Annotated in this window: 24 protein-coding genes and 1 pseudogene; 21 read left to right on the forward strand and 4 right to left on the reverse strand. The window is 68.9% G+C overall.

All coding sequences use genetic code 11. The features are described from left to right. Window positions 1-7 precede the first annotated feature (7 nt). The 15 genes and pseudogenes from FOZ74_RS08465 to FOZ74_RS08530 all read left to right on the forward strand — a co-directional run bounded on the left by FOZ74_RS08465 (window position 8) and on the right by FOZ74_RS08530 (window position 14,204). The gene (locus FOZ74_RS08465; RefSeq protein WP_146912656.1) at window positions 8-1,036 is read left to right on the forward strand and encodes an amidohydrolase family protein; all 1,029 of its coding nucleotides are present in this window, start codon (window positions 8-10) and stop codon (window positions 1,034-1,036) included. Between the two features lie 73 nt (window positions 1,037-1,109). Next, window positions 1,110-1,793: a 4-carboxy-4-hydroxy-2-oxoadipate aldolase/oxaloacetate decarboxylase gene (ligK, locus tag FOZ74_RS08470; protein WP_146912657.1), complete on the forward strand. Its 684-nt coding sequence runs from the start codon at window positions 1,110-1,112 to the stop codon at window positions 1,791-1,793. A gap of 5 nt (window positions 1,794-1,798) precedes the next feature. After that, a complete protein-coding gene (locus FOZ74_RS08475; protein WP_222434163.1) occupies window positions 1,799-2,731 on the forward strand; it encodes an NAD(P)-dependent oxidoreductase in 933 nt (310 codons plus the stop codon). Further along, window positions 2,728-3,645 carry an amidohydrolase family protein gene (locus FOZ74_RS08480; protein ID WP_146912659.1) on the forward strand — a complete coding sequence of 306 codons (918 nt, stop codon included), beginning with the start codon at window positions 2,728-2,730 and terminating at the stop codon, window positions 3,643-3,645. The genes FOZ74_RS08475 and FOZ74_RS08480 overlap by 4 nt, the downstream gene beginning before the upstream one ends. Before the next feature lie 11 nt (window positions 3,646-3,656). After that, window positions 3,657-4,097: a protocatechuate 4,5-dioxygenase subunit alpha gene (gene ligA, locus FOZ74_RS08485; RefSeq protein WP_146912660.1), complete on the forward strand. Its 441-nt coding sequence runs from the start codon at window positions 3,657-3,659 to the stop codon at window positions 4,095-4,097. A gap of 1 nt (window position 4,098) precedes the next feature. Beyond that, window positions 4,099-4,971: a class III extradiol dioxygenase subunit beta gene (locus FOZ74_RS08490; RefSeq protein WP_146912661.1), complete on the forward strand. Its 873-nt coding sequence runs from the start codon at window positions 4,099-4,101 to the stop codon at window positions 4,969-4,971. Window positions 4,972-5,015: 44 nt separating this feature from the next. Then, complete coding sequence (locus FOZ74_RS08495) at window positions 5,016-5,972, forward strand: Gfo/Idh/MocA family oxidoreductase (protein ID WP_146912662.1); 957 nt, start codon at window positions 5,016-5,018, stop codon at window positions 5,970-5,972. A gap of 56 nt (window positions 5,973-6,028) precedes the next feature. Beyond that, on the forward strand, window positions 6,029-7,921 hold the full coding sequence (locus FOZ74_RS08500) for an FAD-dependent monooxygenase (RefSeq protein ID WP_146912663.1): 1,893 nt from the start codon (window positions 6,029-6,031) through the stop codon (window positions 7,919-7,921). 37 nt (window positions 7,922-7,958) lie between these two features. Then, window positions 7,959-9,137 carry an ABC transporter substrate-binding protein gene (locus FOZ74_RS08505; RefSeq protein WP_146912664.1) on the forward strand — a complete coding sequence of 393 codons (1,179 nt, stop codon included), beginning with the start codon at window positions 7,959-7,961 and terminating at the stop codon, window positions 9,135-9,137. A gap of 35 nt (window positions 9,138-9,172) precedes the next feature. Further along, entirely contained in the window at window positions 9,173-10,027 is an 855-nt protein-coding gene (locus FOZ74_RS08510; protein WP_146912665.1) for a branched-chain amino acid ABC transporter permease, read from the forward strand. Between the two features lie 9 nt (window positions 10,028-10,036). Beyond that, window positions 10,037-11,086 carry a branched-chain amino acid ABC transporter permease gene (locus FOZ74_RS08515; protein ID WP_146912666.1) on the forward strand — a complete coding sequence of 350 codons (1,050 nt, stop codon included), beginning with the start codon at window positions 10,037-10,039 and terminating at the stop codon, window positions 11,084-11,086. Next, window positions 11,083-11,835: an ABC transporter ATP-binding protein gene (locus FOZ74_RS08520; protein ID WP_146912667.1), complete on the forward strand. Its 753-nt coding sequence runs from the start codon at window positions 11,083-11,085 to the stop codon at window positions 11,833-11,835. The genes FOZ74_RS08515 and FOZ74_RS08520 overlap by 4 nt, the downstream gene beginning before the upstream one ends. Continuing rightward, window positions 11,828-12,508 (forward strand): annotated as a pseudogene (locus FOZ74_RS16310) (ABC transporter ATP-binding protein); the annotation flags it as partial. The gene FOZ74_RS08520 and the pseudogene FOZ74_RS16310, both read left to right, overlap by 8 nt. Before the next feature lie 111 nt (window positions 12,509-12,619). Beyond that, a complete protein-coding gene (locus tag FOZ74_RS16315) occupies window positions 12,620-13,141 on the forward strand; it encodes a hemerythrin domain-containing protein (RefSeq protein WP_255437847.1) in 522 nt (173 codons plus the stop codon). A 25-nt stretch (window positions 13,142-13,166) separates the two neighbouring features. Next, window positions 13,167-14,204: an aldo/keto reductase gene (locus FOZ74_RS08530; protein ID WP_146912668.1), complete on the forward strand. Its 1,038-nt coding sequence runs from the start codon at window positions 13,167-13,169 to the stop codon at window positions 14,202-14,204. Window positions 14,205-14,236: 32 nt separating this feature from the next. On the opposite strand, the gene FOZ74_RS08535 is transcribed toward FOZ74_RS08530, so the two are convergent. Beyond that, window positions 14,237-15,049 carry an exodeoxyribonuclease III gene (locus FOZ74_RS08535; RefSeq protein ID WP_146912669.1) on the reverse strand — a complete coding sequence of 271 codons (813 nt, stop codon included), beginning with the start codon at window positions 15,047-15,049 and terminating at the stop codon, window positions 14,237-14,239. Between FOZ74_RS08535 and pyrE the strand changes: the two genes are divergently transcribed. Then, complete coding sequence (gene pyrE / locus FOZ74_RS08540) at window positions 15,048-15,746, forward strand: orotate phosphoribosyltransferase (RefSeq protein ID WP_146912670.1); 699 nt, start codon at window positions 15,048-15,050, stop codon at window positions 15,744-15,746. The genes FOZ74_RS08535 and pyrE overlap by 2 nt on opposite strands. 14 nt (window positions 15,747-15,760) lie before the next feature. Then, window positions 15,761-16,447 (forward strand): DUF4124 domain-containing protein, encoded by a 687-nt coding sequence (locus tag FOZ74_RS08545; RefSeq protein WP_255437530.1) that lies wholly within the window; start codon window positions 15,761-15,763, stop codon window positions 16,445-16,447. A 34-nt stretch (window positions 16,448-16,481) separates the two neighbouring features. On the opposite strand, the gene gatB is transcribed toward FOZ74_RS08545, so the two are convergent. From gatB to gatC, 3 genes are read right to left on the reverse strand one after another with little or no spacing between them, the layout of a single operon-like run. Further along, complete coding sequence (gene gatB, locus FOZ74_RS08550; protein ID WP_146912671.1) at window positions 16,482-17,927, reverse strand: Asp-tRNA(Asn)/Glu-tRNA(Gln) amidotransferase subunit GatB; 1,446 nt, start codon at window positions 17,925-17,927, stop codon at window positions 16,482-16,484. After that, entirely contained in the window at window positions 17,924-19,414 is a 1,491-nt protein-coding gene (gatA, locus tag FOZ74_RS08555; protein WP_146912672.1) for an Asp-tRNA(Asn)/Glu-tRNA(Gln) amidotransferase subunit GatA, read from the reverse strand. Before gatA ends, gatB begins: the two co-directional genes overlap by 4 nt. A 4-nt stretch (window positions 19,415-19,418) precedes the next feature. Further along, window positions 19,419-19,718: an Asp-tRNA(Asn)/Glu-tRNA(Gln) amidotransferase subunit GatC gene (gatC, locus tag FOZ74_RS08560; RefSeq protein ID WP_146912673.1), complete on the reverse strand. Its 300-nt coding sequence runs from the start codon at window positions 19,716-19,718 to the stop codon at window positions 19,419-19,421. Between the two features lie 204 nt (window positions 19,719-19,922). Between gatC and FOZ74_RS08565 the strand changes: the two genes are divergently transcribed. From FOZ74_RS08565 to mrdA, 4 genes are read left to right on the forward strand one after another with little or no spacing between them, the layout of a single operon-like run. Next, window positions 19,923-20,966, forward strand: a complete 1,044-nt coding sequence (locus tag FOZ74_RS08565; protein WP_146912674.1) for a rod shape-determining protein — start codon at window positions 19,923-19,925, stop codon at window positions 20,964-20,966. Window positions 20,967-20,981: 15 nt separating this feature from the next. Then, entirely contained in the window at window positions 20,982-21,938 is a 957-nt protein-coding gene (mreC, locus tag FOZ74_RS08570; RefSeq protein WP_146912675.1) for a rod shape-determining protein MreC, read from the forward strand. After that, complete coding sequence (gene mreD / locus FOZ74_RS08575) at window positions 21,935-22,453, forward strand: rod shape-determining protein MreD (protein WP_146912676.1); 519 nt, start codon at window positions 21,935-21,937, stop codon at window positions 22,451-22,453. The genes mreC and mreD overlap by 4 nt, the downstream gene beginning before the upstream one ends. Continuing rightward, window positions 22,453-24,396, forward strand: a complete 1,944-nt coding sequence (gene mrdA / locus FOZ74_RS08580; protein WP_146914136.1) for a penicillin-binding protein 2 — start codon at window positions 22,453-22,455, stop codon at window positions 24,394-24,396. Before mreD ends, mrdA begins: the two co-directional genes overlap by 1 nt. Window positions 24,397-24,398 lie beyond the last annotated feature (2 nt).

Genomic DNA, 24,398 nt, shown 5'->3' on the forward strand with positions numbered 1-24,398 from the left:
GCGAGCCATGATCATCGACGTGCACGGCCACTACACCACCGCCCCCGCGGCGCTGGGCGAGTGGCGCCAGCGGCAGATTGCCGCGCTTGCGGATGCAAGCCTTCAGCCCCGGGCCTCGGAGCTGAAGATCAGCGACGACGAGATCCGCGAGAGCATCGAAGAAAACCAGCTGCGCCTGATGAAGGAGCGCGGCAGCGACCTGACCATCTTCAGCCCGCGCGCGAGCTTCATGGCGCACCACATCGGCAATTTCGAGACGTCGAGCACCTGGGCCGCGATCTGCAACGAGCTCTGCCACCGCGTGAGCGAGCTCTTCCCGGACCATTTCGTGCCCGCCGCGATGCTGCCGCAGTCGCCCGGCGTCGACCCGGCCAGCTGCATTCCCGAGCTGGAGAAGTGCGTGCGCGAGTACGGCGCCGTCGGCATCAACCTCAACCCCGACCCCTCGGGCGGGCACTGGAACAGCCCGCCTTTGAGCGACCGCCACTGGTACCCGATCTACGAGAAGATGGTGGAGCACGACATCCCCGCGATGGTCCACGTGAGCACGAGCTGCAACGCCTGCTTTCACACCACCGGCGCGCACTACATCAACGCCGACACCACGGCGGTGATGCAGCTCATCCAGGGCGATCTGTTCAAGGATTTCCCCACGCTCAAGTTCCTCATTCCGCACGGCGGCGGCGCCGCGCCCTACCACTGGGGCCGCTACCGGGGCCTGGCGCAGGAATTAAAGAAGCCGCTGCTGGACACGCACCTGCTGAACAACCTCTACTTCGACACTTGCGTCTACCACCAGCCTGGCATCAATTTGCTGACCGAGGTGATCCCGGTCAAGAACATCCTGTTCGCCAGCGAAATGATAGGTGCGGTGCGCGGCATCGATCCCGAAACCGGGCACTACTACGACGACACCAAGCGCTATGTGGAGGCCACGCAGAACCTGACGGCCGAGGAGAAGCACCAGGTCTATGAAGGCAACGCGCGGCGCGTCTTCACGCGCCTGGATGCACGGTTGAAGGCGCGGGGTTTGTAATAAAAAGTGGCTTGAACGCTTTGCCATCAGGCGCAAGCAGCTATTGAATTGAAAGTGTTTTGCGGGGTTTGAGATGTACGAACTGGGTGTGGTCTATCGCAACATCGAGCGTGCCGATCGCGCCGCCGCCGATGCGCTGGCGCACTACGGCAGCGCCACGGTGCACGAGGCGCTGGGCAAGGTGGGCCTGCTCAAGCCCTACATGCGGCCCATCTACCCGGGCGCGCGGGTCTCGGGCACGGCGGTGACGGTGCTGCTGCAGCCGGGCGACAATTGGATGCTGCACGTCGCGGCCGAGCAGATCCGCCCGGGCGACGTGGTGGTCGCCGGCGTGACCAGCGAATGCACCGACGGCTACTTCGGCGACCTGCTGGCCACCAGCTTCAAGGCGCAGGGTGCGCGCGCCCTCATCATCGATGCGGGGGTGCGCGATGTGCGCACGCTGCACGAGATGAACTTCCCGGTCTGGAGCCGCGCGATCTCGTCCAAGGGCACGATCAAGGCGACGCTGGGTTCGGTGAACATCCCGGTGGTCTGCGCCGGCATGTGGGTGCGCCCGGGCGACGTGATCGTGGCCGACGACGACGGCATCGTCTGCGTGCCGCGCGAGAAGGCCGAGGCCACCCTGGCGGCGGCGAAGAAGCGCGAGGACAACGAAACCGGCAAGCGTGAAATCTTCGCCAGCGGCGTGCTCGGGCTCGATTACTACAAGATGCGCGAGGGCCTGGCCAAGGCCGGGCTGCGCTACATCGACTGAGCGCCATGACCATGCCCGCATCGTCCCGCGACTGGAAGATCGGCCTCGTTGGTTATGGCGAGGTGGGCCGCATCCTGGCCGAGGATCTGCGCGCGCAGGGCGTGGCTGTTGCCGCTTACGACCTCAAGCTCGCCAGTACCGAGGCGCCGCCGCTGCGCGCACACGCCGCGCAGCATGGCGTGGCGCTGGCGGGCAGCCCCGCGCAGTTGGCCGCGGGTGCTGATTTCATTATTTGCGCCGTCACCGCGAGCCAGACCCTGGCCGCGGCCCAGGCCTGTGCTGCGGCGGTGCGCGCGGGCGCCTTCTATCTCGACTTCAATTCCGCCTCGCCCGCCACCAAGCAGCAGGCCGCCGCCCTGATCGACGGCGCCGGTGCGCGCTACGTCGAGGGCGCGGTGATGACCAGCGTGCCGCCCTATCGCATCCGGGTGCCGCTGCTGCTGGGCGGCAGGCACGCGGCGGTACTGGCCGAGGACATCGAGCAACTGGGCTTTGCCGCGAAGGTGGCGAGCGAGCGCATCGGCGTCGCCTCGGCCACCAAGATGTGCCGCAGCGTGATGATCAAGGGGCTGGAAGCCATGGTCATCGAGAGCTTCACCGCCGCGCGCCACTACGGCGTCGAGGACGCGGTGCTCGCCTCGCTCGCCGAGACCTTTCCCGGCATCGACTGGGAAAAGCAGGGCGCGTACTTCTTTCAGCGCGTGATCGAGCATGGCCGGCGGCGCAGCGAGGAGATGTTTGAATCCGCGCGCACCGTGCGCGACGCGGGTCTGCCACCGGCCATCGCGCAGGGCGCGGCCGAGCGCCAGGCGTGGATCGCCGACCTCGCGCAGGACGGTGTGTTCGGCGAACGTGGCACCCCCGGTTTTGCGCGCAGCGCCGACTGGCGTGTCGAGGCCGACCGGTTGCTCGCCCATCTCAAGAGAGGCAATGCATGAGCACGTTCGAGAAAACCCCCGGCTGGCTCGACTGGTACCAGAACCCGTCCAGGCCGCGCTTTCAGCTCCCGGCGGGCGCGGTGGATGCGCACTGCCATGTGTTCGGCCCGGGCGAGCAGTTCCCCTACGCGCCCGAGCGCAAGTACACGCCCTGCGACGCCGGCAAGGCGCAGCTCTTCGCGCTGCGCGATCACCTGGGTTTTGCGCGCAACGTCATCGTGCAGGCCACCTGCCACGGTGCGGACAACCGCGCGCTGGTCGACGCGCTGCAGGCCGCGGGCGGCAGGGCGCGCGGCGTCGCCACCGTGCGCCGCGGCGTGAGCGACGAAGAACTGCAGCGCCTGCACGCGGCCGGCGTGCGCGGCGTGCGCTTCAACTTCGTCAAGCGCCTGGTCGATTTCACGCCCAGGGACGAGCTGATGGAGATTGCCGCGCGCATCAGGCCGCTGGGCTGGCACGTGGTGGTCTACTTCGAGGCGGTGGACCTGCCCGAGCTGCGGGACTTTTTCGCCGCGCTGCCGACCACGGTGGTCGTCGATCACATGGGCCGCCCCGACGTGAGCAAAGGCGTGGACAGCGAGGAATTCGCCCTGTTCCTCAAGTTCATGCGCGAGCACGACAACATCTGGAGCAAGGTGAGCTGCCCCGAGCGCCTGTCGCTCAGCGGCCCGCCGGCCCTGCAGGGCGAGCAGGCCCCCTACCGCGACGTGGTGCCCTTCGCGCGCCGCGTGGTGCAGGAGTTTCCCGAACGCGTGCTCTGGGGCACCGACTGGCCCCATCCGAACCTCAAGAAGCACATGCCCGACGACGGGCTGCTGGTCGATTTCATCGCGCACATCGCGCCCACGGCCGAGCTGCAACGCCAGCTTCTGGTGGACAACCCGATGCGCCTCTATTGGCCTGAAGAGCACTGAAGGAGCTTCCCATGGCATTGGAAAAACCCTATCTGGACGTGCCCGGCACCATCATCTTTGACGCCGAGCAGGCGCGCAAGGGCTACTGGCTCAACCAGTTCTGCGTCTCGCTGATGAAGGCCGAGAACCGCGCGCGCTTCAAGGCCGACGAGCGCGCCTACCTGGACGAATGGCCGATGAGCGAGGAGCAGAAGCAGGCGGTGCTGGCGCGCGACCTCAACTGGTGCATGCGCACCGGCGGCAACATCTATTTCCTTGCGCGCATCGGCGCCACCGACGGCCTGAGCTTCCAGCAGATGGCCGGCTCCATGACCGGCATGAGCGAGGACGAATACCGCGCCATGATGGTCGCGGGCGGGCGCTCGCCCGAGGGCAACCGCTACCTGGGCGAAGACGGCGACGCCCAGCCGCAGCGTCAGCCGCAAGGCCACGCCGCCACCAGGGGACACTGACATGGCACGCATCACCGCATCCGTCTACACCTCGCACGTGCCGGCCATCGGCGCCGCCATGGACCTGGGCAAGACGCACGAGCCCTACTGGCAGCCGATGTTCGCGGGCTACGACTTCTCGCGCCAATGGCTCAGGGACAACACGCCCGACGTGATCCTCATGGTCTACAACGACCACGCCACGGCCTTCAGCCTGGACGTGATTCCGACCTTTGCGCTGGGCACCGCGGCCGAATACCAGCCGGCCGACGAAGGCTGGGGCCCGCGCCCCGTGCCCAGGGTGCTCGGCCACCCGGAGCTTGCGAGCCACATCGCCCAGAGCGTGATCCAGCAGGACTTTGACCTGACCATCGTCAACAAGATGGACGTGGACCACGGCCTGACCGTGCCGCTGTCGCTGATGTGCGGCGAGAAGGACCCGCTCAAGGACGCCTGGCCCTGCCCGGTGATTCCGCTGGCGGTGAACGTGGTGCAATACCCCGTGCCCTCGGGGCAGCGCTGCCTGAACCTGGGGCGCGCGATCCGCAAGGCCGTGGAGACCTTCGACCAGGACCTGAAGGTGCAGATCTGGGGCACCGGCGGCATGAGCCACCAGCTGCAGGGCGCGCGCGCCGGGCTGATCAACAAGGCCTGGGACAACCGCTTTCTCGACCTGCTGGTCGAGAACCCCGTGGGCCTGTCGCAGGTGCCGCACATCGAGTACGTGCGCGAGGCGGGCAGCGAAGGCATAGAACTGGTGATGTGGCTGATCGCGCGCGGCGCGATGGCCGACGTGGACCAGGCCCGGCCGCTGCCGCGGGTGCTGCACCGCTTCTACCATGTGCCAGCGTCCAATACCGCGGTAGGCCATCTCATACTGGAAAATCCGGCCTGAACCCTTGCTGGGCAAGCGGTGACAGCTATCAATAGAGGAAAGAAATGAGTACTCCCATCAAGGTCGCCCTGGCCGGCGCCGGGGCCTTCGGCATCAAGCACCTGGACGGCATGCGCCACATCGACGGCGTGCAGGTGGTCTCGCTCGTCGGGCGGCGCCTGGCGCCCACCGAGGAGGTGGCGCGCAAGTACGGCATTGCCCACGCCTGCACCGACCTGGCCGAGGCCCTTGCGCGCCCCGAGGTGGACGCGGTCATCCTGTGCACGCCCACGCAGATGCACGCGGCCCAGGCCATCCAGTGCCTGGAGGCGGGCAAGCACGTGCAGGTGGAAATCCCGCTGTGCGACAAGCTCGCCGACGGCCAGCGGGTAGCGCAGGCGCAGCGCCAGAGCGGCAAGGTGGCCATGGTCGGGCACACGCGCCGCTTCAACCCGAGCCACCAGTGGGTGCACCGGCGCGTGGCCGCCGGCGCGCTGCGCATCCAGCAGATGGACGTGCAGACCTACTTCTTTCGCCGCAGCAACACCAACGCGCTGGGGCAGCCGCGCTCCTGGACCGACCACCTGCTCTGGCACCATGCGGCGCACACCGTGGACCTGTTCGCCTGGCAGGCGGGCAGCCCCATCGTGCAGGCCCATGCGCTGCAGGGGCCGATCCATCCCGAGCTGGGCATCGCCATGGACATGAGCATCCAGCTCAAGGCGGCCAACGGCGCGATCTGCACGCTCTCGCTGTCGTTCAACAACGACGGGCCGCTGGGCACCTTCTTTCGCTACATCGGCGACAGCGGCACCTACGTCGCCCGCTACGACGACCTGGCCGACGGGCGCGACGAGAAGATCGACGTGAGCCAGGTGGACGTCTCGATGAACGGCATCGAGCTGCAGGACCGCGAATTCTTCGCCGCCATCCGCGAGGGGCGCGAGCCCAATGCCAGCGTGGCCCAGGTGCTGCCCTGCTACGAGGTGCTCGACCAGCTCGAGCGCCAGCTCGCCGCCTGAGGCCTTTCATCGCGCCGCCCCCGCCAGCGCCCGCCCTGACCCGGAGCCAGACTTCCATGCAGTTTCACCACCACGGCTACGTCTCCAGCGACCCGCGCGTGCAGCCCGCCGCCGGGACGGGGCTGGACCGCCCCACGCAGTTGCCCGGGGAGGTGGACGTGCTCGTCGTCGGCGCCGGGCCGGCCGGCATGATCGTCGCGGCGCAGCTGTCGCAGTTCGCCGGCATCCACACGCGCATCATCGACCGGCGGGCTTCGCGCCTGGAGATTGGCCAGGCCGACGGCATCCAGAAGCGCAGCGTCGAGACCTTCGAGGCCTTCGGCTTCGCCGACGAGATCGTCGCCGAAGGCTGCGAGGTGACGCAGACGGTGTTCTGGAAGCCCGACCCGCTGGATCCCGCGCGCATCGTGCGCGCCTCGCGCGAGCCCGAGGACGAGCACGGCGTGAGCGAGTACCCGCACATCCTGGTCAACCAGGCGCGCGTGCTCGACTACTTTGGCCAGGTCATGCGGCGCGCGCCCACGCGCATGCAGGTCGACTACGGGCTGGAGCTGCAGGAGCTGCGGCTGGCCGAACACGGCCAATACCCGGTCAGCGCGCTGCTGCGGCACACCGCCGGGGAGCACGAGGGCCAGATGCGCACCGTGCGCGCGCGCTACGTGGTGGGCGCCGACGGCGCGCACAGCCGCGTGCGCCGCGCGGTGGGCTGCGAATTTCAGGGCAGCGCCTCCAACCACGCCTGGGGCGTGATCGACCTGCTGGCGGTGACCGACTTTCCCGACGTGCGCACCAAGTGCGTGATCAAGTCGGGCGAGGGCGGCAGCATCCTTCTGATTCCGCGCGAAGGCGGCTTCATGTTCCGGCTCTACGTGGATCTGGGCGAGGTGGAGCCGGGCGCCGGCGGCGCGGTGCGCCAGACCACGGTGGAGCAGACTATCGCGCGCGCCCGCTCCATCCTGCGCCCCTATGCGCTCGATGTGCGCCACGTCGCCTGGTACAGCGTGTACGAGGTCGGCCACCGCGTGTGCGACCGCTTCGACGACGTGCCGGCGCAGCAGCGCGGTGCGCGCACGCCGCGCGTGTTCATCGCCGGCGACGCCGCCCACACCCACAGCGCCAAGGCCGGGCAGGGCATGAACGTGTCCATGCAGGACGGCTTCAACCTCGGCTGGAAGCTGGCGCACGTGCTCGAAGGGCGCAGCCCCGAGAGCCTGCTGGCCAGCTATTCGGCCGAGCGCCAGGTGATCGGGCAGGACATCATCGACTTCGACAGGCGCTGGGCCACGATGATGGCCACGCCGCCCGAGCAGCTGGGCAGCCCCGAGGAGGTCGAGGCGGCCTACGCGCAGATCACCGAGTTCGCCCAGGGCTTCATGACGCAGTACGCACCCTCGTCCATCACCGGCAAGGCCACGTACCAGCACCTGGCCACGGGTTTCCCGATCGGCAGGCGCTTCAAGTCGGCGCGCGTGGTGCGCGTGGCCGACGCGCGGCCGCTGCACCTGGGCCATCAGGCGCGCGCCGACGGGCGCTGGCGCCTGTACGTGTTTGCCGACGCGGCGCGCGCGCACGAGGATTCGCCGGCCGCCGCGCTGGGCAGCTGGCTGGCGGATGCGCCGGAGTCGCCCGTGCGCGCCCACACGCCCGTGGGGCGGGACGACAACGCCTGGTTCGACATCAAGATCATCTACCAGCAGCCGCACGAGGCGGTTGCGATCGAGCAGGTGCCGCTGGCCTACAAGCCGCGCGTGGGCCCCTGGCAGCTGGTCGACTACGAGAACGTGTTCGCCACGCTGCCGGGGGAGGACATCTTCGCGCTGCGCGGCATCGACCGCGCCGGGGCCATCGTCGTGGTGCGCCCGGACCAATACGTCGCGCACGTGCTGCCGCTGGCCGCAAGGGCCGAGCTGGCCGCCTTCCTGCGCGGTTTCCTGCGCCCGCGCAGCTGAGCCGCTTTTCGCTTTCACCACCCCAAAGGAGACTTTCATGCGACCCGTCAAAACCGCCATCCAGGCCACGCTGGTGGCCGCCGCGCTGGCCAGCGCCGGGCTGGCCCAGGCCAAGGACCTGACCATCGGCCTGGTGCTTTCGGTGTCCGGCCCGTTCGCCGCCTACGGCAAGCAGATCAAGCACGGCATCGACGTCTACATGGCCGAGCATGGCGACACCGTGGCCGGGCGCAAGGTCAAGCTCATCGTCAAGGACGACACCGGCATGGCGCCGCAGGTGGCCAAGCGCGCCGCGCAGGAGCTGCTGGTCAACGACAAGGTGGACATCCTGGCCGGGTTCGACCTCACGCCCAACGCCTTCTCCGTCGCGCCCCTGGCCACCCAGGCCAAGGTGCCTATGATCGTGATGAACGCCGCCACCTCCTCGATCACCGAAAAGTCGCCCTACATCGTGCGCGTCTCGATGACGCTGCCCCAGGGCTCGTGGGCCATGGCCAAGTGGGCGGCGGAGAACAACATCAAGTCGGCCTACACGCTGGTGGCCGACTATGGCCCCGGCCACGACGCCGAGACCCAGTTCAAGAAGACCTTCACCGAGCTCGGCGGCAAGATCGTCGGCCAGGTGCGCACCCCGGTGAACACCGCCGACTACGCCGCCTACCTGGAGCGCGTGAAGGACGCCAAGCCCGACGCCATGTTCACCTTCGTGCCGCCGGGCAGCTCCATGGTGGCGCTGATGAAGGGCTTTCGCGAGCTTGGCCTGGACAAGGCGGGCATCCAGGCCATAGGCCCGGGCGACCTGACGGACGAGAACGAACTGGCGGCCATGGGCAATTCGGCGCTCGGGCTGATCACCGCCTTCCACTACTCGCAGGCGCACGATTCCGCCGAGAACAAGGCCTATGTCGCTGCCTACAAGAAGGCCTTTCCCAAGGACCGCCCCAACTTCATGTCCGTGGGCGGCTACGACGGCATGCACCTGATCTACCAGGTGCTGGAGAAGACCAAGGGCGACGCCACGGGCGACGCCTTCGTGGCCGCGGCCAAGGGCATGCAGTGGACGAGCCCGCGCGGGCCGGTGCAGATCGACCCCGAGACGCGCGACGTGGTCCAGAACGAGTACATCCGCAAGCTCGAGGAGGTGAACGGCGAGCTGCAGAACGTCGAATTCGCCACGCTGCAGGCGGTCAAGGACCCGGGCAAGGCCGCCAAGTAAGCCGACGCCGCCCGCCCACCCGCACCCCTTGAACCATGACGATCATTTTTGACGGCATCGCCTTCGGCATGCTGCTGTTTCTGATCAGCGTCGGCCTGTCGGTGACGCTCGGGCTGATGAACTTCGTCAACCTCGCGCACGGGGTGTTCGCCATGGTGGGCGGCTATGTCTGCGTGGTGCTGCTCAATGACTGGGGGCTGCCCTTCCTCGCGACCATCCCGTTTGCCATCGTCGTGCCCGGCGTGCTCGGGGTGGTGCTGGAGCGGCTGCTGTACCGGCGCCTGTACGAGGCCTCGGCGCTCGACCAGGTGCTGTTCTCCCTCGGCCTGGTGTTCATGGCGGTGGCGGCGACGCATTACTTCTTCGGCGCGCGCCAGCAGCCGCTGCACCTGCCCGACTTTCTCACCGGGCAGATCCACCTGCCGGGCGTGGACATCGGCGTGTACCGGCTGTTCCTCGTGGTCGCGGGCCTCATCGTCGCGGCGCTGCTGCAGTGGTCGGTGATCCGCACGCCGTTCGGTGCGCGCCTGCGCGCGGCGGTGGACAACCAGGGCACGGCGCGGGGCCTGGGCATCGACGTGAACCGGGTGTTCATGCTCACCTTCGCGCTCGGCTCGGCGCTGGCGGGCCTGGGCGGCGCGCTCGGCGTGGAAATGCTCGGGCTCGACCCGGAGTTCCCGGTCAAGTACCTGGTGTACTTCCTCATCGTCGTCACCGTGGGTGGCGGCGGCAACATTCTCGGCTCGCTCTGGGCGGCGCTGCTGCTGGGCGTGGCCGATGTCGCGGGCAAGTACTACGTGCCGCAGGTCGGCGCCTTCATCATCTACGCCATCATGGTCGTCATCCTGATCCTGCGCCCGCAAGGTCTGTTCGGCCGTCCCCACCACTGAGGCGCGCCCATGAATTCTCCCGTCGTGCCCCAGTCCGCCAACGACGCCCGCGCGGCGCTGCACGAGACGCTGCAGCGCCAGCGCCGCTCGGCCCGCTGGCATGCGCTCGAATACCTGTTCTGGTGCCTGCCGGTGCTGGCCTACTTCCTGTTTCCCGGCAACTACCTGCTGCTCAGCCAGATTGCGATCACCAGCCTGTTTGCGCTCTCGCTGGACCTGATCTTCGGCTATGCCGGCATCATCTCGCTCGGCCATGCGGCCTTCTTCGGGGTCGGCGCCTACACCGTGGGCCTGCTTGGCCTCAGGGGCATGGGCGACCCGCTCACCGGGCTGCTGCTGGCGGCGCTGTTCGCCGCGGTGCTGGGGTTTCTGAGCAGCTTCCTGGTGCTGCGCGGCAGCGATCTGGCGCGGCTCATGGTCACGCTGGGCGTGGCGCTGATGCTCTATGAACTGGCCAACAAGTTCACCCGCATCACCGGCGGCGTGGACGGCATACCGGGCATAGAGATCAAGCCCATCCTGGGCCTGTTCGAGTTCGACATGTACGGCCGCGTGGGCTATGTCTATGCGGTGGTGGTGCTGTTCGTGCTGTTCTGGATCGCGCGGCGGATCGTGCATTCGCCGTTCGGCCAGAGCCTGCGCGGCATCCAGATGAACGCGCAGCGCATGCCGGCACTCGGGGTGCCGGTCCATCGCCGCCTGGTGGCGGTCTACACGCTGGGCGCGGCCTACGCGGGCGTGGCCGGCGCGGTGCTGGCGCAGACCAACCAGTTCGTCTCGCTCTCGGTGCTGGGCTTCGAGAACTCGGCCGACCTGCTCCTGATCCTGATCCTGGGCGGCACCGGGCGCCTGTACGGCGGCCTGATCGGCGCCATCGTCTTCATCGTCGCCAAGCATCTGCTCTCGGACATCAATCCGCAGTACTGGCAGTTCTGGCTCGGCCTGGCGCTGGTGCTGCTGGTGATGTTCGCGCGCGGCGGCATCCTGGGCACGGCCGCGCAGTGGCTGCGCGCACGCCGCCAGCGCACGCAGCAGCGCAGCCAGGAGGGCGCGGCATGAGCACCCCGGTACTGCAGACCCATGAGCTGGTGTGCCGCTTCGGCGGCTTCGTCGCCACCGACCACGTGAACCTGTGCGTGCAGGCCGGCGCGCGCCATGCGCTGATCGGGCCCAACGGCGCGGGCAAGACGACCTTGATCAACCTGCTCACCGGCTACCTCACGCCGACCGAGGGCCGCGTCACGCTGCTGGGCGAGGACGTGAGCGCCATGGCCCAGTGGGCGCGCTGCCGCCGCGGTCTGGTGCGCACCTTCCAGATCAACCAGCTGTTCGGCGACATGACGGTGCTCGAGTCCGTCGCCTTGTCGGCCGCCGAACGCCAGGGGCTGGGCGGGCGCTGGTGGAAGCCGCTGGCAGCCCGCGGCGAGGCGCTGGACGAGGCGGCCGCCATCCTGCAGCGCCTGGGGCTGCTGGCCGACGCCTATGAGCTCACGCGCAACCTGGCCTATGGCCGCCAGCGCCTGATCGAGATCGCGCTGGCGCTGGCGCAACGCCCCAAGGTACTGCTGCTGGACGAACCGGCCGCCGGCGTGCCCACGAGCGAGAGCCGCGAGCTGTTCGAGGTGATCGCGCAGCTGCCGCGCGAGGTCACCATCCTGCTGATCGAACACGACATGGACCTGGTGTTCCGCTTCGCCGAGCGCATCTCGGTGCTGGTCTCGGGTGCGTTGCTGCTGGAGGACACGCCTGAGGTCATCGCCAACCACCCGCGCGTGCGCGAGGTCTATCTGGGAGAAGCCCATGCCTGAGCTGCTGCAGGTGGAGGACGTCTGGGCCGGCTATGGCGACGCCATCGTGCTCGAAGAGCAGAGCTTCAGTGTCGCCGCGGGTGGCAGCCTGGCGCTGCTCGGACGCAACGGCATGGGCAAGACCACGCTGCTGACCACGCTGATGGGCGCCACGCGCCTGCGCCGCGGGCGCATCGTCTTCGATGGCGTGGACATCACGCGCATGCCCAGCCACCAGCGCGCCCGTCTGGGCCTGGGCTGGGTGCCGCAGCAGCGCGACGTCTTTCCCTCGCTCACCGTGGAAGAAAACCTGACGGTGGTGCAGCGCCCTGGCGAATGGAGCCTGGAGCGCGTGTACGCGCTGTTCCCGCGCCTGCGCGAGCGCCGCGCCAACATGGGCAACCAGCTCTCGGGCGGCGAGCGCCAGATGCTCGCCATCGGTCGCGCGCTCATGCTCAACCCGCGCATGCTGCTGCTCGACGAGCCGCTGGAGGGGCTGGCGCCCCTGATCGCGCAGGAGCTGTTGCACATCATCCAGGGCATGGTGCAGCAGGCCAGCATGGCGGTGATCCTGGTGGAGCAGCACGCGCGCCAGATCCTGCCGATCACCGAGAACGCGCTGGTGCTCGAGCGCGGGCGCATCGTCTACGCGGGCGACAGCGCCGCGCTGCTGCGCGACCGGGACAGGCTCGACGGCTGGCTGGGCGCGGGTTCGGGCGCCGAGGCCCGGCCCGCCGCCAGGCCGGAGCGCGAGCGCATCGCGGCCATCGACGTGATCCAGAACGAGCATCGCGCGATCGCCGCCGTGCTGCACGGCCTGAGCCACATCGTGCAGGGCATAGAGGCCGGAAAGATCGAGCCCAACTTCACTCTGCTTGCCAGCCTGATCGAATACATCGCCGAGATGCCCGACAAGGTGCACCACCCCAAGGAGAACCAGATCTTCGCGCTGCTGCGCAGCAAGACGCGCGAGCTGGATGCGCAGCTGGACCGGCTGGAGGCCGAGCACCGCGACGCGGTGGCGATGACCGGCCGGCTCGACCGCGCGCTGGTCAGCTACGTGCAGGCTGGGGCGGCGGGCTTTGCCGGCTTTCGTGATGCGGCGCGCCGCTACGTGGCCGAGGAATGGGCGCACGTGGGCACCGAAGAGCGCGAGATCCTGCCCGTGGCGCGGCGCCTGTTCACGCCCGCCGAGTGGGAAGCGATCAACGCCGACTTCGCGCGCAACGGCGATCCTTGGGCGGGGGAGGGCAACCGCTACGCCGAACTGTTCAAGCGCATCACCCAGCTGGCGCCGGCGCCGATCGGCGTGGGTGAGGCACGCTGAGGCTTTGCGCCGCAAGGAACGCGCCATGCCCGCCAGCCTCTTGCCCCATCGCCCTCTGGGACCGTTCAGCGTGAGCGCGATCGCGCTCGGCTGCATGGGCCTGAGCCACGGTTATGGCCAGCGGCCGGACGCCGCCGGCGCGAAGGCGCTGGTGCACGCGGCGCTGGACGCCGGAGTCACCCTGTTCGACACCGCGGCACTCTACGGCTTTGGTGCCAACGAATCGCTGCTCGGGCCGCTGCTGCGCGCGCACCGTGCGCGCATCACGCTGGCCAGCAAGGGCGGGCTCGCCGGCGTGCCCGACCCCGAAGACGGGGTATTGCGCCGCAGCATGGACGGGCGCCCCGAGGCCATCCGGCGCGACTGCGAGGCCAGCCTGCGGCGCCTGGGCACCGAGGTGATCGACCTGTACTACCTGCACCGCTGGGACCGGCGCGTGCCGATCGAGGAGTCGGTGGGCGCGATGGCGCGCCTCAAGCAGGAGGGCAAGATCCGCGCGCTGGGCCTGTCCGAGGTGGCTGCGGCGACGCTGCGCCGTGCCCAGCGCGAGCATCCCATCGCCGCGCTGCAGAGCGAGTATTCATTGTGGTCGCGCAATGCCGAGCTGGGCACGCTGGCGGCCTGCAAGGAACTGGGCATCGCCTATGTGGCTTTCAGCCCGCTGGGACGGGGTTTTCTCGCCGGTGCGCTGCAAGACCCGGGCAGCCTGCAGGCGGGCGACTTGCGCACCCGGATGCCGCGCTTCGCGCCCGACGCCTTCGCGCGCAATCGCCAGCATCTGCTCGCGCCGCTGCAGGCGCTTGCGCAGCGCCTGGGCTGCACGCCGGCGCAGCTGGCACTGGCCTGGCTGCTGCACCAGGGTGATCAAGTGATCGCGCTCACCGGCACCACGCAGGCCGCGCACCTGCACGAAAGCCTGGGGGCGGCGGCGCTGGCGCTGGATGCGGCCACGCTGGCCGAGCTCGACGCGCTGTTCGCGCCCGAACGCGTCGCCGGCGAGCGCTATGCGCTGGCGGCGCAGCGCGAGGTCGATACGGAAAAATTCCCCTTCGAAAGCGCCTGAAGCGCCGCCATCTGCGCGCGCCCGGCCGGACGCTACAGGCCGAGCTCGTAGTGCACGGTCAGCGGCGCGTGGTCGGAAAAGCGCTCGTCCTTGTAGATCGTGGCCGAGCGCGCCAGCGCCGCCAGTGCCGGCGTGGCCACGTGGTAGTCGATGCGCCAGCCCACGTTGTTGGCCCAGGCCTGGCCGCGGTTGCTCCACCATGTGTAGCACTCGGCGGTGGTCTCGGGGTGCAGCAGCCGGTAGACGTCCACCAGCGGCGCCGCGCCCTCGCCCGAGAGCAGCTGCGTCATCCAGGCGCGCTCTTCGGGCAGGAAGCCGCTGTTCTTCTGGTTGCTGCGCCAGTTCTTCAGGTCGATGTTCTGGTGGGCGATGTTCAGGTCGCCGCAGACGATGAGCTCGCGCTCGGCCTTCAGGCGCGCCAGGTGCGGCGCCATGGCCGCGAGGAAGCGGTATTTGGCCTCCTGGCGCTCGGGGCTGGAGGAGCCGCTCGGGAAATAGCTGCTGATGATGGACAGCTTGCGCGCCGGGGTGTCGAAGCGCAGCTCCACCCAGCGCCCCTCGCTGTCGAATTCGGGGCTGCCGAAGCCGGTGCGCACCTCGCTCGGTTCATGGCGGGTGTAGATGCCCACGCCCGAATAGCCCTTCTTCTCGGCGAAGTGAAAGTGCCCGCGCAGGTCCGCGAGCACGTCCAGGCGCCCCTGCACGTCGGCCGCCTGGGCCTTGAGCTCCTGCACGCAAATACAATCCGGACGCTGTGCCTCCAGCCACCGAGTCAGCCCCTTGGAGGTGGCCGAGCGGATGCCGTTGAGGTTGAGGCTGGTCAGGGTGAAAGAGGGTTTTGGCATGACGGATCAAACGGTGACGCCTGCGGGCTCGGATGCGCTGGCGCAGGATTTCGTGCGCTTCGCGCTGGACTGCGGCGTACTGCGCTTTGGTGAATTCAAGACCAAGGCCGGGCGCATGAGCCCGTACTTCTTCAACGCCGGGCTGTTCGACGATGGCGCCCGGCTGGGGCGGCTGGCGCAATTCTATGCACAGGCGCTGCTGGCCAGCCGCATCGAGTTCGACATGGTGTTCGGCCCGGCCTACAAGGGCATCGTGCTGGCCGCGGCCGTGGCCGTGGAGCTCGCGCGCCAGGGGCGCAACGTGCCCTTCGCCTACAACCGCAAGGAGGCCAAGGACCATGGCGAAGGCGGCGCGCTGGTGGGCGCGCCGCTCAGGGGCCGGGTGCTGATCGTGGACGACGTGATGAGTGCGGGCACGGCGGCGCGCGAATCGATCGCGCTGATCCGTGGCGCCGGTGCGACGCCGTACGCGATGGCGATCGCGCTGGACCGCCAGGAGATGGCCACGGAAAACGGTCAGGACGTGCCGCACAGCGCGGTGCAGTACGTACGCGAGGTGCTCGGCCTCAAGGTTTGCGCTATCGCCAACTTGCAGGATTTGCTGCATTATCTGTCCGCAGGCAGTGGTGACGCGCAGTTGCGGCAGCACCGCGAAAGGGTACTGGCATACCGGGCGCGCTACGGCGTGGCCGGCTGAACAAGGAAGAGGGCGTGACAGCAGTGCGCAGCGTGGCCGGAGCGGCAATGGTGCTTGCGGCGGCCGTGGCCACGTCGGCACTGGCCCAGGCGGGCGGCGGCGCGGGCCTGGAGGTCTACACCTGCATCGACAGAAGTGGGCGCAAGCTCACTTCCGACCGCTTCATCGCCGAATGCAGCGACCGCGAGCAGCGCGTGCTCGACGCCTCGGGCGCCGAGCGCCGGCGCATAGGCCCGGTGCTCACGGAGCACGAGCGCGCCGCGCAGGAGGCCGAGCGGCGCCAGCGCGCGCAGGCGCGCGCCCAGGAGATCGCCGAGCGCCGCGCCGAACGCGTGCTGATCACGCGCTACCCCGACGAGGCCAGCCACCGCGCCCAGCGCGAACTGACGCTGAGCCAGGTGGACGAGGTAATCGAGGTTGCCCAGGGGCGCATCGACGAGTTGCGCACCGAGCGCAAGCGCCTCGATGAAGAGCTGGAGTTCTACAACGGCGCGCTCTACCAGGCACCGGTGAAGCTGCAGCGCCAGTTTGCCGACAACGAGCAGGCGGGCGCCGAGCAGCGGCGCTTCATCGTCTCCAAGCAGGAAGAGAAGAAGCGCATCAACGAGCGCTTTGACGAAGAGCTCGCCAAGCTGCGCCTGCTCTGGGCGCAGCAGCGGGCCGCGCAAAAGGCCTTGTCACCCAAGGCAGAAAAACCCTGATTTGATAGCTGTCAGCGCTTGACTGGCAAACGTTTCAGGCCAATTTGGACTTCAAAATCTCATGGACCTGCTGCGGGTTGGCCTTGCCACGGCTGGCCTTCATCACCTGGCCGACGAGCGCGTTGAAGGCCTTGTCCTTGCCGGCCCGGTATTGCTCGACGTTGGCCGGGTTGGCGGCGATCACCTCGTCGATGATTTTCTCGAGCAGCCCGCTGTCGTTCATCTGCTTGAGGCCTCGGGCTTCGATGATCTTGTCCACCTCGGCGCCTTCTCCATTCCACAGCGCCTCGAACACCTGCCTGCCGGCGTTGTTGGAGATGGTGCCGTCGTGGATGCGGGCGATGAGCCGGCCCAGTTGCCCGCTGCCGACCTTCACCGCCTCCATGCCGATTTCTTCCTGGTTCAGGCGCCGCGAGATCTCGCCCATGACCCAGTTGCTCGCCAGCTTGGCTTGGCCACAGGCTTGGGCCGTCTCTTCAAAATAGGCCGCCATGGCCCGGCTTTGCGTGAGCGTGGTGGCGTCGTACTCGGGCAGGCCGTACTGCTGCACGAAGCGCGCGGCCATCTGCTGCGGCAGCTCGGGCATGTCCGCCTGCACCTGTGCAATCCACTCGGGCGCGATCACCAGCGGCGGCAGGTCGGGGTCGGGGAAGTAGCGGTAGTCGGCCGCGTCCTCCTTGCTGCGCATGGCGCGCGTCTCGCCGGTGTCGGGGTTGAACAGCACCGTGGCCTGCTGGATCGCGTGGCCGTCCTCGAGCTGCTCGATCTGCCAGCGGATCTCGTAGTCGATGGCCTGCTGCATGTTCCTGAAGCTGTTCAGGTTCTTGATCTCGCGGCGCGTGCCCAGGGCTGCGCCGGGCTTTCTCACGCTCACGTTGGCGTCGCAGCGGAACGACCCCTCCTGCATGTTGCCGTCGCAGATGCCTATCCAGGTGACGATCTGGTGCAGCGCCTTGGCATAGGCCACGGCTTCGGCGGAGGAGCGCATGTCCGGCTCGGTCACGATCTCCAGCAGCGGCGTGCCCGCGCGGTTCAGATCGATGCCCGACTGGCCGACGAAGTCCTCGTGCAGGCTCTTGCCCGCGTCCTCCTCCAGGTGCGCGCGCACCAGGCGCACGGTCTTCCTTTCCTCGCCCAGGTAGAACGAGACGCTGCCGCCCTGCACCACGGGAATCTCGAACTGGCTGATCTGGTAGCCCTTGGGCAGGTCGGGGTAGAAGTAGTTCTTGCGCGCAAATATGCTCTCCGGCGCAATGCGCGAGCCGAGTGCCAAGCCCAATTTGATGGCGCACTCGACGGCCTTGCGGTTCATCACCGGCAGCGTGCCCGGCAGCGCCAGGTCCACGGGGCTCGCGTGGGTGTTGGGCTCGGCGCCAAAGGCGGCGCTGGCGCGGCTGAAGATCTTCGATTGCGTGGCGAGTTGCGCGTGGGTCTCGAAGCCGATCACGACTTCGTAGCCGCCGATCAATGGTGCGTTCATGCCGCGTAGCCCTCCGGCTGCTGCAGGTGGTGGTCCGTGGCCTGCTGGAAACGGTGCGCCGCGGCCAGCAGCCGGCCTTCCTGGAAGTGGTTGGCGACGAGCTGCAGGCCCACCGGCATGCCGTGTGCGCCGAAGCCCGCTGGGTGCGACAGCCCCGGCAGGCCGGCGAGCGAGGCGGGCAGGGTATAGACATCGGCCAGGTAGCTCTGCACCGGGTCGTCTTGCGCGCCGATGGCGGGGGCTACCGTGGGGGCGACGGGTCCGGCAATCACGTCGCACCGGGCAAAGGCCTGCTGGAAATCGTCGGCGATCAGGCGGCGCACTTTCTGCGCCTGCAGGTAGTAGGCGTCGTAATAGCCTTCGGAGAGCACGTAGGTGCCGATCATGATGCGCCGCTTGACCTCCTCGCCAAAACCTTCGGCGCGGCTCTTCTGGTACATGTCCAGCAGGTCGCCGTAGTGCTTTGCGCGGTGGCCGTAGCGCACGCCGTCGAAGCGCGAGAGGTTGGAGCTCGCTTCGGCCGGGCTGATGACGTAGTAGACCGGCACGGCGAGCTGCGTGCGCGGCAGCTTCACCGGCACCCGCCGGGCGCCGAGCTTTTCGTATTCGGCCAGCGCCGCGTCGATGGCGGCGCGCACATCCGGCGCCAGGCCCTCACCGAAGAATTCTTCGGGGATGCCGATGCGCAGGCCGTCGAGCGATCGATTCAGCGCGCGCGTGTAGTCCTCGGCCGGCTTGTCGACGCTGGTGGCGTCGTGCAGCACGTCCGGGCCGCACATGGCCGAGAGGATGAGCGCGCAGTCTTCGGCGCTTTGGCCCATCGCACCGGCCTGATCGAGGCTGGAGGCGTAGGCGATCATGCCGTAGCGGCTGGCGCGCCCATAGGTCGGCTTGATGCCGGTGATGCCGCAAAAGCCCGCGGGCTGGCGGATCGAGCCGCCGGTGTCGCTGCCCGTGGCGGCGGGCGCCAGGCGCGCGGCCACTGCCGCCGCCGAGCCGCCCGAGGAGCCACCGGGCACGCGCGCCGCATCCCAGGGGTTGCGCACCGGCTGCGGCGCGTCGAAGCCGAGCGCGGCAATGCCCACGTTCTCGCTCGCGCCGCCCATGGCGAATTCATCGCAGGCGAGCTTGCCCAGCGTGACGCAGCCGGCCTCGGCCAGCCGCGAGACGATGGTGGCGTCGAACGGCGAGCGGTAGCCCGCGAGCATGCGGCTTGCCGCGGTGGTGGGAAAGTCGCGCGTGACGAAGACGTCCTTGTGCGCGAGCGGCACGCCCGCCAGCGGCCCACCCTGGCCGCTCGCGATCAGCGCGTCCTGCGCGCGCGCCTGGGCGAGCGTGACCTCTTCGTCGATGGCCAGGAAGGCGGCCAGATGCTGGTGGCGGCGCGCGCGCGCCAGAAAGTGCTGCGCGGCTTCCACGCTGCTGATGCGCCTGTCGCGCAATTGCGCGGCCAGCGCGGCCACGCCCATGTGGTGCAGTTCGGTCATGGCGTCACTCGATCACGCGCGGCACGAGGAAAAGGCCGCGTTCGGCCGCGGGCGCATTGGCCAGGCAGGCATCGCGCTGGTCGGGCTCGCTCACCTCGTCGGCCATCAGGCGCAGCGCCACGGGCTGGACGGCCGCCAGCGGGTGCGCCAGCGGCTTGACCCCGGCGGTGTCCACCGCCTGCATCTGCTGCACGATGGCAAAGAAGTCGTTGATCGTGCTGCGCATGCGTTCGGCTTCGGGCTCGGCCAGCTCGAGCCGCGCCAGGCGCGCGATGCGGGTGATGTCTTCAGGTGTCAGGGCCATGGGAGCGGGCGGCGCCGTAACGACTTGCAAACGCTGCAAACGGCTGCGTGCCACCTCGAGTTGTTCACAGGGGATGCAGTATTATCCGAGCTTTGCCGCAATACCCCGCGCCGCGCTGGTCATTGAGCGAAAAAGACCCCCTACCCCCTATCAGTTCGCGGCGATGGCAGGCCGACGCGCATGCCGTGCCGAAAGGATACCCGCATGTTCGGAGCATTTCGTCGGTATTTCTCCACCGACCTGGCCATAGATCTGGGCACGGCCAACACCCTGATTTTTGCGCGCGACAAGGGCCTGGTGCTCGATGAGCCCTCGGTCGTCGCCATCCGCCACGAGGGCGGCCCGCACGGCAAGAAGGTGATCCAGGCCGTCGGCAAGGAAGCCAAGGCCATGCTCGGCAAGGTGCCGGGCAACATCGAGGCCATCCGCCCGATGAAGGACGGCGTGATCGCCGACTTCGTCATTACCGAGCAGATGATCAAGCAGTTCATCCGCATGGTGCACCCGCGCAGCGTCTTCACGCCCAGCCCGCGCATCATCATCTGCGTGCCCTGCGGCTCCACCCAGGTGGAGCGGCGCGCCATCAAGGACGCGGCCGAGGCCGCCGGCGCCACCGCCGTCTACCTGATCGAGGAACCCATGGCCGCCGGCATAGGCGCGGGGCTGCCGGTGTCCGAAGCCTCGGGCTCCATGGTGGTGGACATCGGCGGCGGCACCACCGAAGTCGGCGTGATCTCGCTCGGCGGCATGGTCTACAAGGGCAGCGTGCGCGTGGGCGGGGACAACTTCGACGAATCCATCGTCAACTACATCCGGCGCAACTACGGCATGCTGATCGGCGAGCCCACGGCCGAGGCCATCAAGAAGAACATCGGCAGCGCCTTTCCCGGCAGCGAGGTGCGCGAGATGGAGGTGCGTGGGCGCAATCTCTCCGAAGGCGTGCCGCGCAGCTTCACGATATCGAGCAACGAGGTGCTGGAGGCGCTGACCGAGCCGCTCAACCAGATCGTCTCGGCCGTCAAGAACGCGCTGGAGCAGACCCCGCCCGAGCTCGGTGCCGACATTGCCGAGCGCGGCATGATGCTGACCGGCGGCGGCGCGCTCCTGCGCGACCTGGACCGCCTGCTGGCCGAGGAGACCGGCCTGCCGGTGCTGGTGGCCGAAGAGCCGCTGACCTGCGTGGTGCGCGGCTGCGGCATGGCGCTCGACCGGCTCGACCGCCAGGGCAGCATCTTCACCAGCGACTGACGCCGGGCCGCGCGCATGCCGCTGGGCACCCTGGAGCGCAAGGCCCCTTCCTTCTTTCGGCAGGGGCCGTCGGCCCTCTCGCGCCTCGTCATCTACAGCGCCCTGGCGCTGTTTTTCATGGTGGCCGACGCGCGCTTTCACGTCACCGAACCGCTGCGCCAGGCGATGGCGGTGGTGATCTACCCCCTGCAATGGCTGATGCTGCAGCCGGTGGAGTTCGCCAGTCGCGGCGCGGGCTACTTCCAGTCGCTGGACGAAGCCCAGGAGGCGCTGCAGGAGGCGCGCCGGCAGATGGCCCAGATGGCGGTGCGCGCCAGCGCGACCGATCTGCTGCAGCGCGAGAACGGGCAGCTGCGCGAGCTGCTGGCGCTGCGGGCGCGCATCGAACCGCCGTCGATCGCCGCGCAGGTGCTCTACGACACCGCCGACCCCTACAGCCGCAAGGTGACCTTGGACAAGGGGCAGCTTGCCGGGCTGCAGGCGGGCTCGCCGGTGCTCGATGCGCGCGGCGTGCTCGGGCAGGTCACGCGGGTGTTCGCCACGCTCAGCGAGGTGACGCTGCTGATCGACCGCGACCAGACCATACCGGTGCTCAACGCCCGCACCGGCGCGCGCAGCATCGCCTTCGGCGACCCGCTGACCAGCCACGGCGGCGGCATGGAGCTGCGCTTCACGCCGGGCAACGCCGACGTGCAGGAGGGCGACCTGCTCATCACCAGCGGCGTGGACGGCGTCTACCCCGGCGGCCTGCCGGTGGCGCGCGTGGTGCACATCGAGCGGCGCGCCGACTCCACCTTTGCCCGCATCTACTGCGCGCCGCTGGCGCAGATGTATGGCGCGCGCCAGGTGCTGGTGCTCGGCCCCCTGCCGCAGCCGGGTGCCCAGGAGCAGGCGCCGCCCGCGGCCGCGCCGGCCCAGCCCGGTGCCGGGGCGGCGGGTGCGCGGCGCGAGCGCAAGCGGGGGGCGCCATGATCCTGCCCAAGGGCCAGCAGCTGCTGCTGCCGGTCAACCCCGCCTTCATGCTGGCCAGCCTGGTGCTGGCGCTGGCGCTGAACCTGCTGCCGCTGGGCCGCGTGACATGGACGCCCGACTGGCTCATGGTGCTGCTCGCCTTCTGGGGCCTGCATCAGCCGCGCGACGTGGGCATGGGCGCGGCCTTCGTGCTGGGCCTGGCGATCGACGTGGACCAGTCCACGCTGCTGGGCCAGCATGCGCTGGTCTATTGCCTGCTGGTGTTCGCGGTGCAGCTGCTGCAGCGGCGCCTGCTGTGGTTCGGCGTGCTCTGGCAGGCGCTGCAGCTCTTGCCGCTGTTCGCCGCAGCCCACCTGCTGGAGCTGCTGCTGCGCCTGGCCGGCTCGGGCGTGGTGCCAGGCTGGGAGACGCTGCTTGCGCCGCTGCTGGAGGCGCTGCTGTGGCCGCTGGCGAGCTGGCTGCTGCTGGCGCCGCAGCGCCGCCCGCCCGATCAGGATGAGAACCGACCGCTGTGATCAACGAACTGCGTAGCGCCGAGGCCGAGGCGGGGCGCTTTCGCCTGCGCCTGTGGGCGGTCGCCCTCATGGTGCTGCTGGCGTTTGCGCTGATTGCCTGGCGGCTGTACGTGCTGCAGGTGCAGCGCCACGATGACCTGGCCGAGCAGGCCGAGAGCAACCGCACCGCGGTCGTGCCCATCGTGCCGATGCGCGGACAGATCCTGGACCGCAACGGCGTGGTGCTGGCGACCAATTACTCGGCCTATACGCTGGAGATCACGCCCTCGCGTGCGCTCGACGTCGACGCCACGATAGAGCAGCTCGCGCAGATCGTGGACATCCAGCCGCGCGACAAGCGCCGCTTCAAGCGCCTGATGGACGAGTCGCGGCGCTTTGACTCGCTGCCGGTGCGCACCCGCCTGAGCGACGAGGAGGTGGCGCGCTTTGCCGCGCAGCGCTGGCGCTTTCCCGGCGTGGAGGTGAAGGCGCGGCTGTTTCGCACCTACCCGCTGGGGGCGGTGGGCAGCCACGCGATCGGCTACATCGGGCGGATCAACCAGAAGGAGAAGGAGCGCATCGAAGACGCGGATGAGGCGGCCAACTACCGCGGCACCGACTACATCGGCAAGCTTGGCGTGGAGCAGAGCTATGAAGCGCGGCTGCACGGGCAGACGGGCTTCGAGCTGCTCGAGACCTCGGCCGGCGGCTACGCGGTGCGCCGGCTGGAGCACCACTCGGCCACGCCGGGCGACACGCTGATGCTGTCCCTGGACATCAAGCTGCAAAAGCTCGTCGAAGAACTCTATGGCGAGCGCCGCGGCGCGCTGGTGGCGCTGGACCCGAGGAACGGCGAAGTGCTGGCGCTGGTGTCCATGCCGACCTTCGACCCCAACCTCTTCGTCGAGGGCATAGACCAGGAGAACTGGCAGGCGCTCAATGAATCGATCAACAAGCCGCTGCTCAACCGCGCGCTGCGCGGCACCTACCCGCCGGGCTCCACCTACAAGCCCTTCATGGCTCTGGGCGCGCTGCAGCTGCGCAAGCGCGACCCCAAGCTTGTGGTCAACGACCCTGGCTACTACAACTTCGGCGGGCGCACTTTCCGCAGCCACGAAGGGGGGCTGGGCGGCGTGGACATGACACGCGCCATCCAGTATTCGAGCAACACCTACTTCTATTCGCTGGCGGTGGAGATGGGCGTCAACGCGATCCACGACGTGATGGCGCCGCTGGGCTTTGGCCAGATCACCGGCATCGACCTGGGCGGCGAGGTGCGCGGCATCCTGCCGAGCACCGAATGGAAGAAGCACGCCTACAAGCGCCCCGACATGCAGCGCTGGTTCCCGGGGGAGACGGTGTCGCTGGGCATAGGCCAGGGCTACAACAACTTCACCATGCTGCAGCTGGCGGTGGCCGAGAGCGTGCTGGCCAACGGCGGCACGCGCTACCGCCCGCACGTGGCCAAGGCGGTGCGTGACCAGGTCAGCGGCCAGGTCAGCGCGGTGGCGCAGCCGCCCGGCGAGCACCTGGGTTACCGCCCGGCGGACATCGCCATCGTGCGCAATGCGCTGGCGGCGGTGAATGAGGCGGGCACCGGGCGGCGGGTGTTTGCCGGCGCGCCTTATGCCTCGGCAGGCAAGACCGGCACGGCCCAGGCGGTGAGCCTGGGGCAGAACGTGAAGTACAACGCCAAGCTGCTCGAGGAGCACCAGCGCGACCACTCGCTGTTCGCGGCCTTTGCGCCGCTGGAGGAGCCGAGCATCGTGGTTGCCGCCATCGTGGAGAACGCCGGCTTCGGCGCGGCCGCCGCGGCCCCCATCGTGCGCCGCGTCTTCGACTACTGGCTGCTGGGCCAGTACCCGAGCGAGGAAGACATTGCCGCGGTGGCGCGTGGCCAGGCCTCGGTGCCCATCGGCACCCCCCGGCGCGCCGACGACGTGCCGCTGGCCCCAGCGCGCTGACG

It is taken from the genome of Comamonas flocculans (assembly GCF_007954405.1).
GTDB lineage: Bacteria > Pseudomonadota > Gammaproteobacteria > Burkholderiales > Burkholderiaceae_C > Comamonas_C > Comamonas_C flocculans.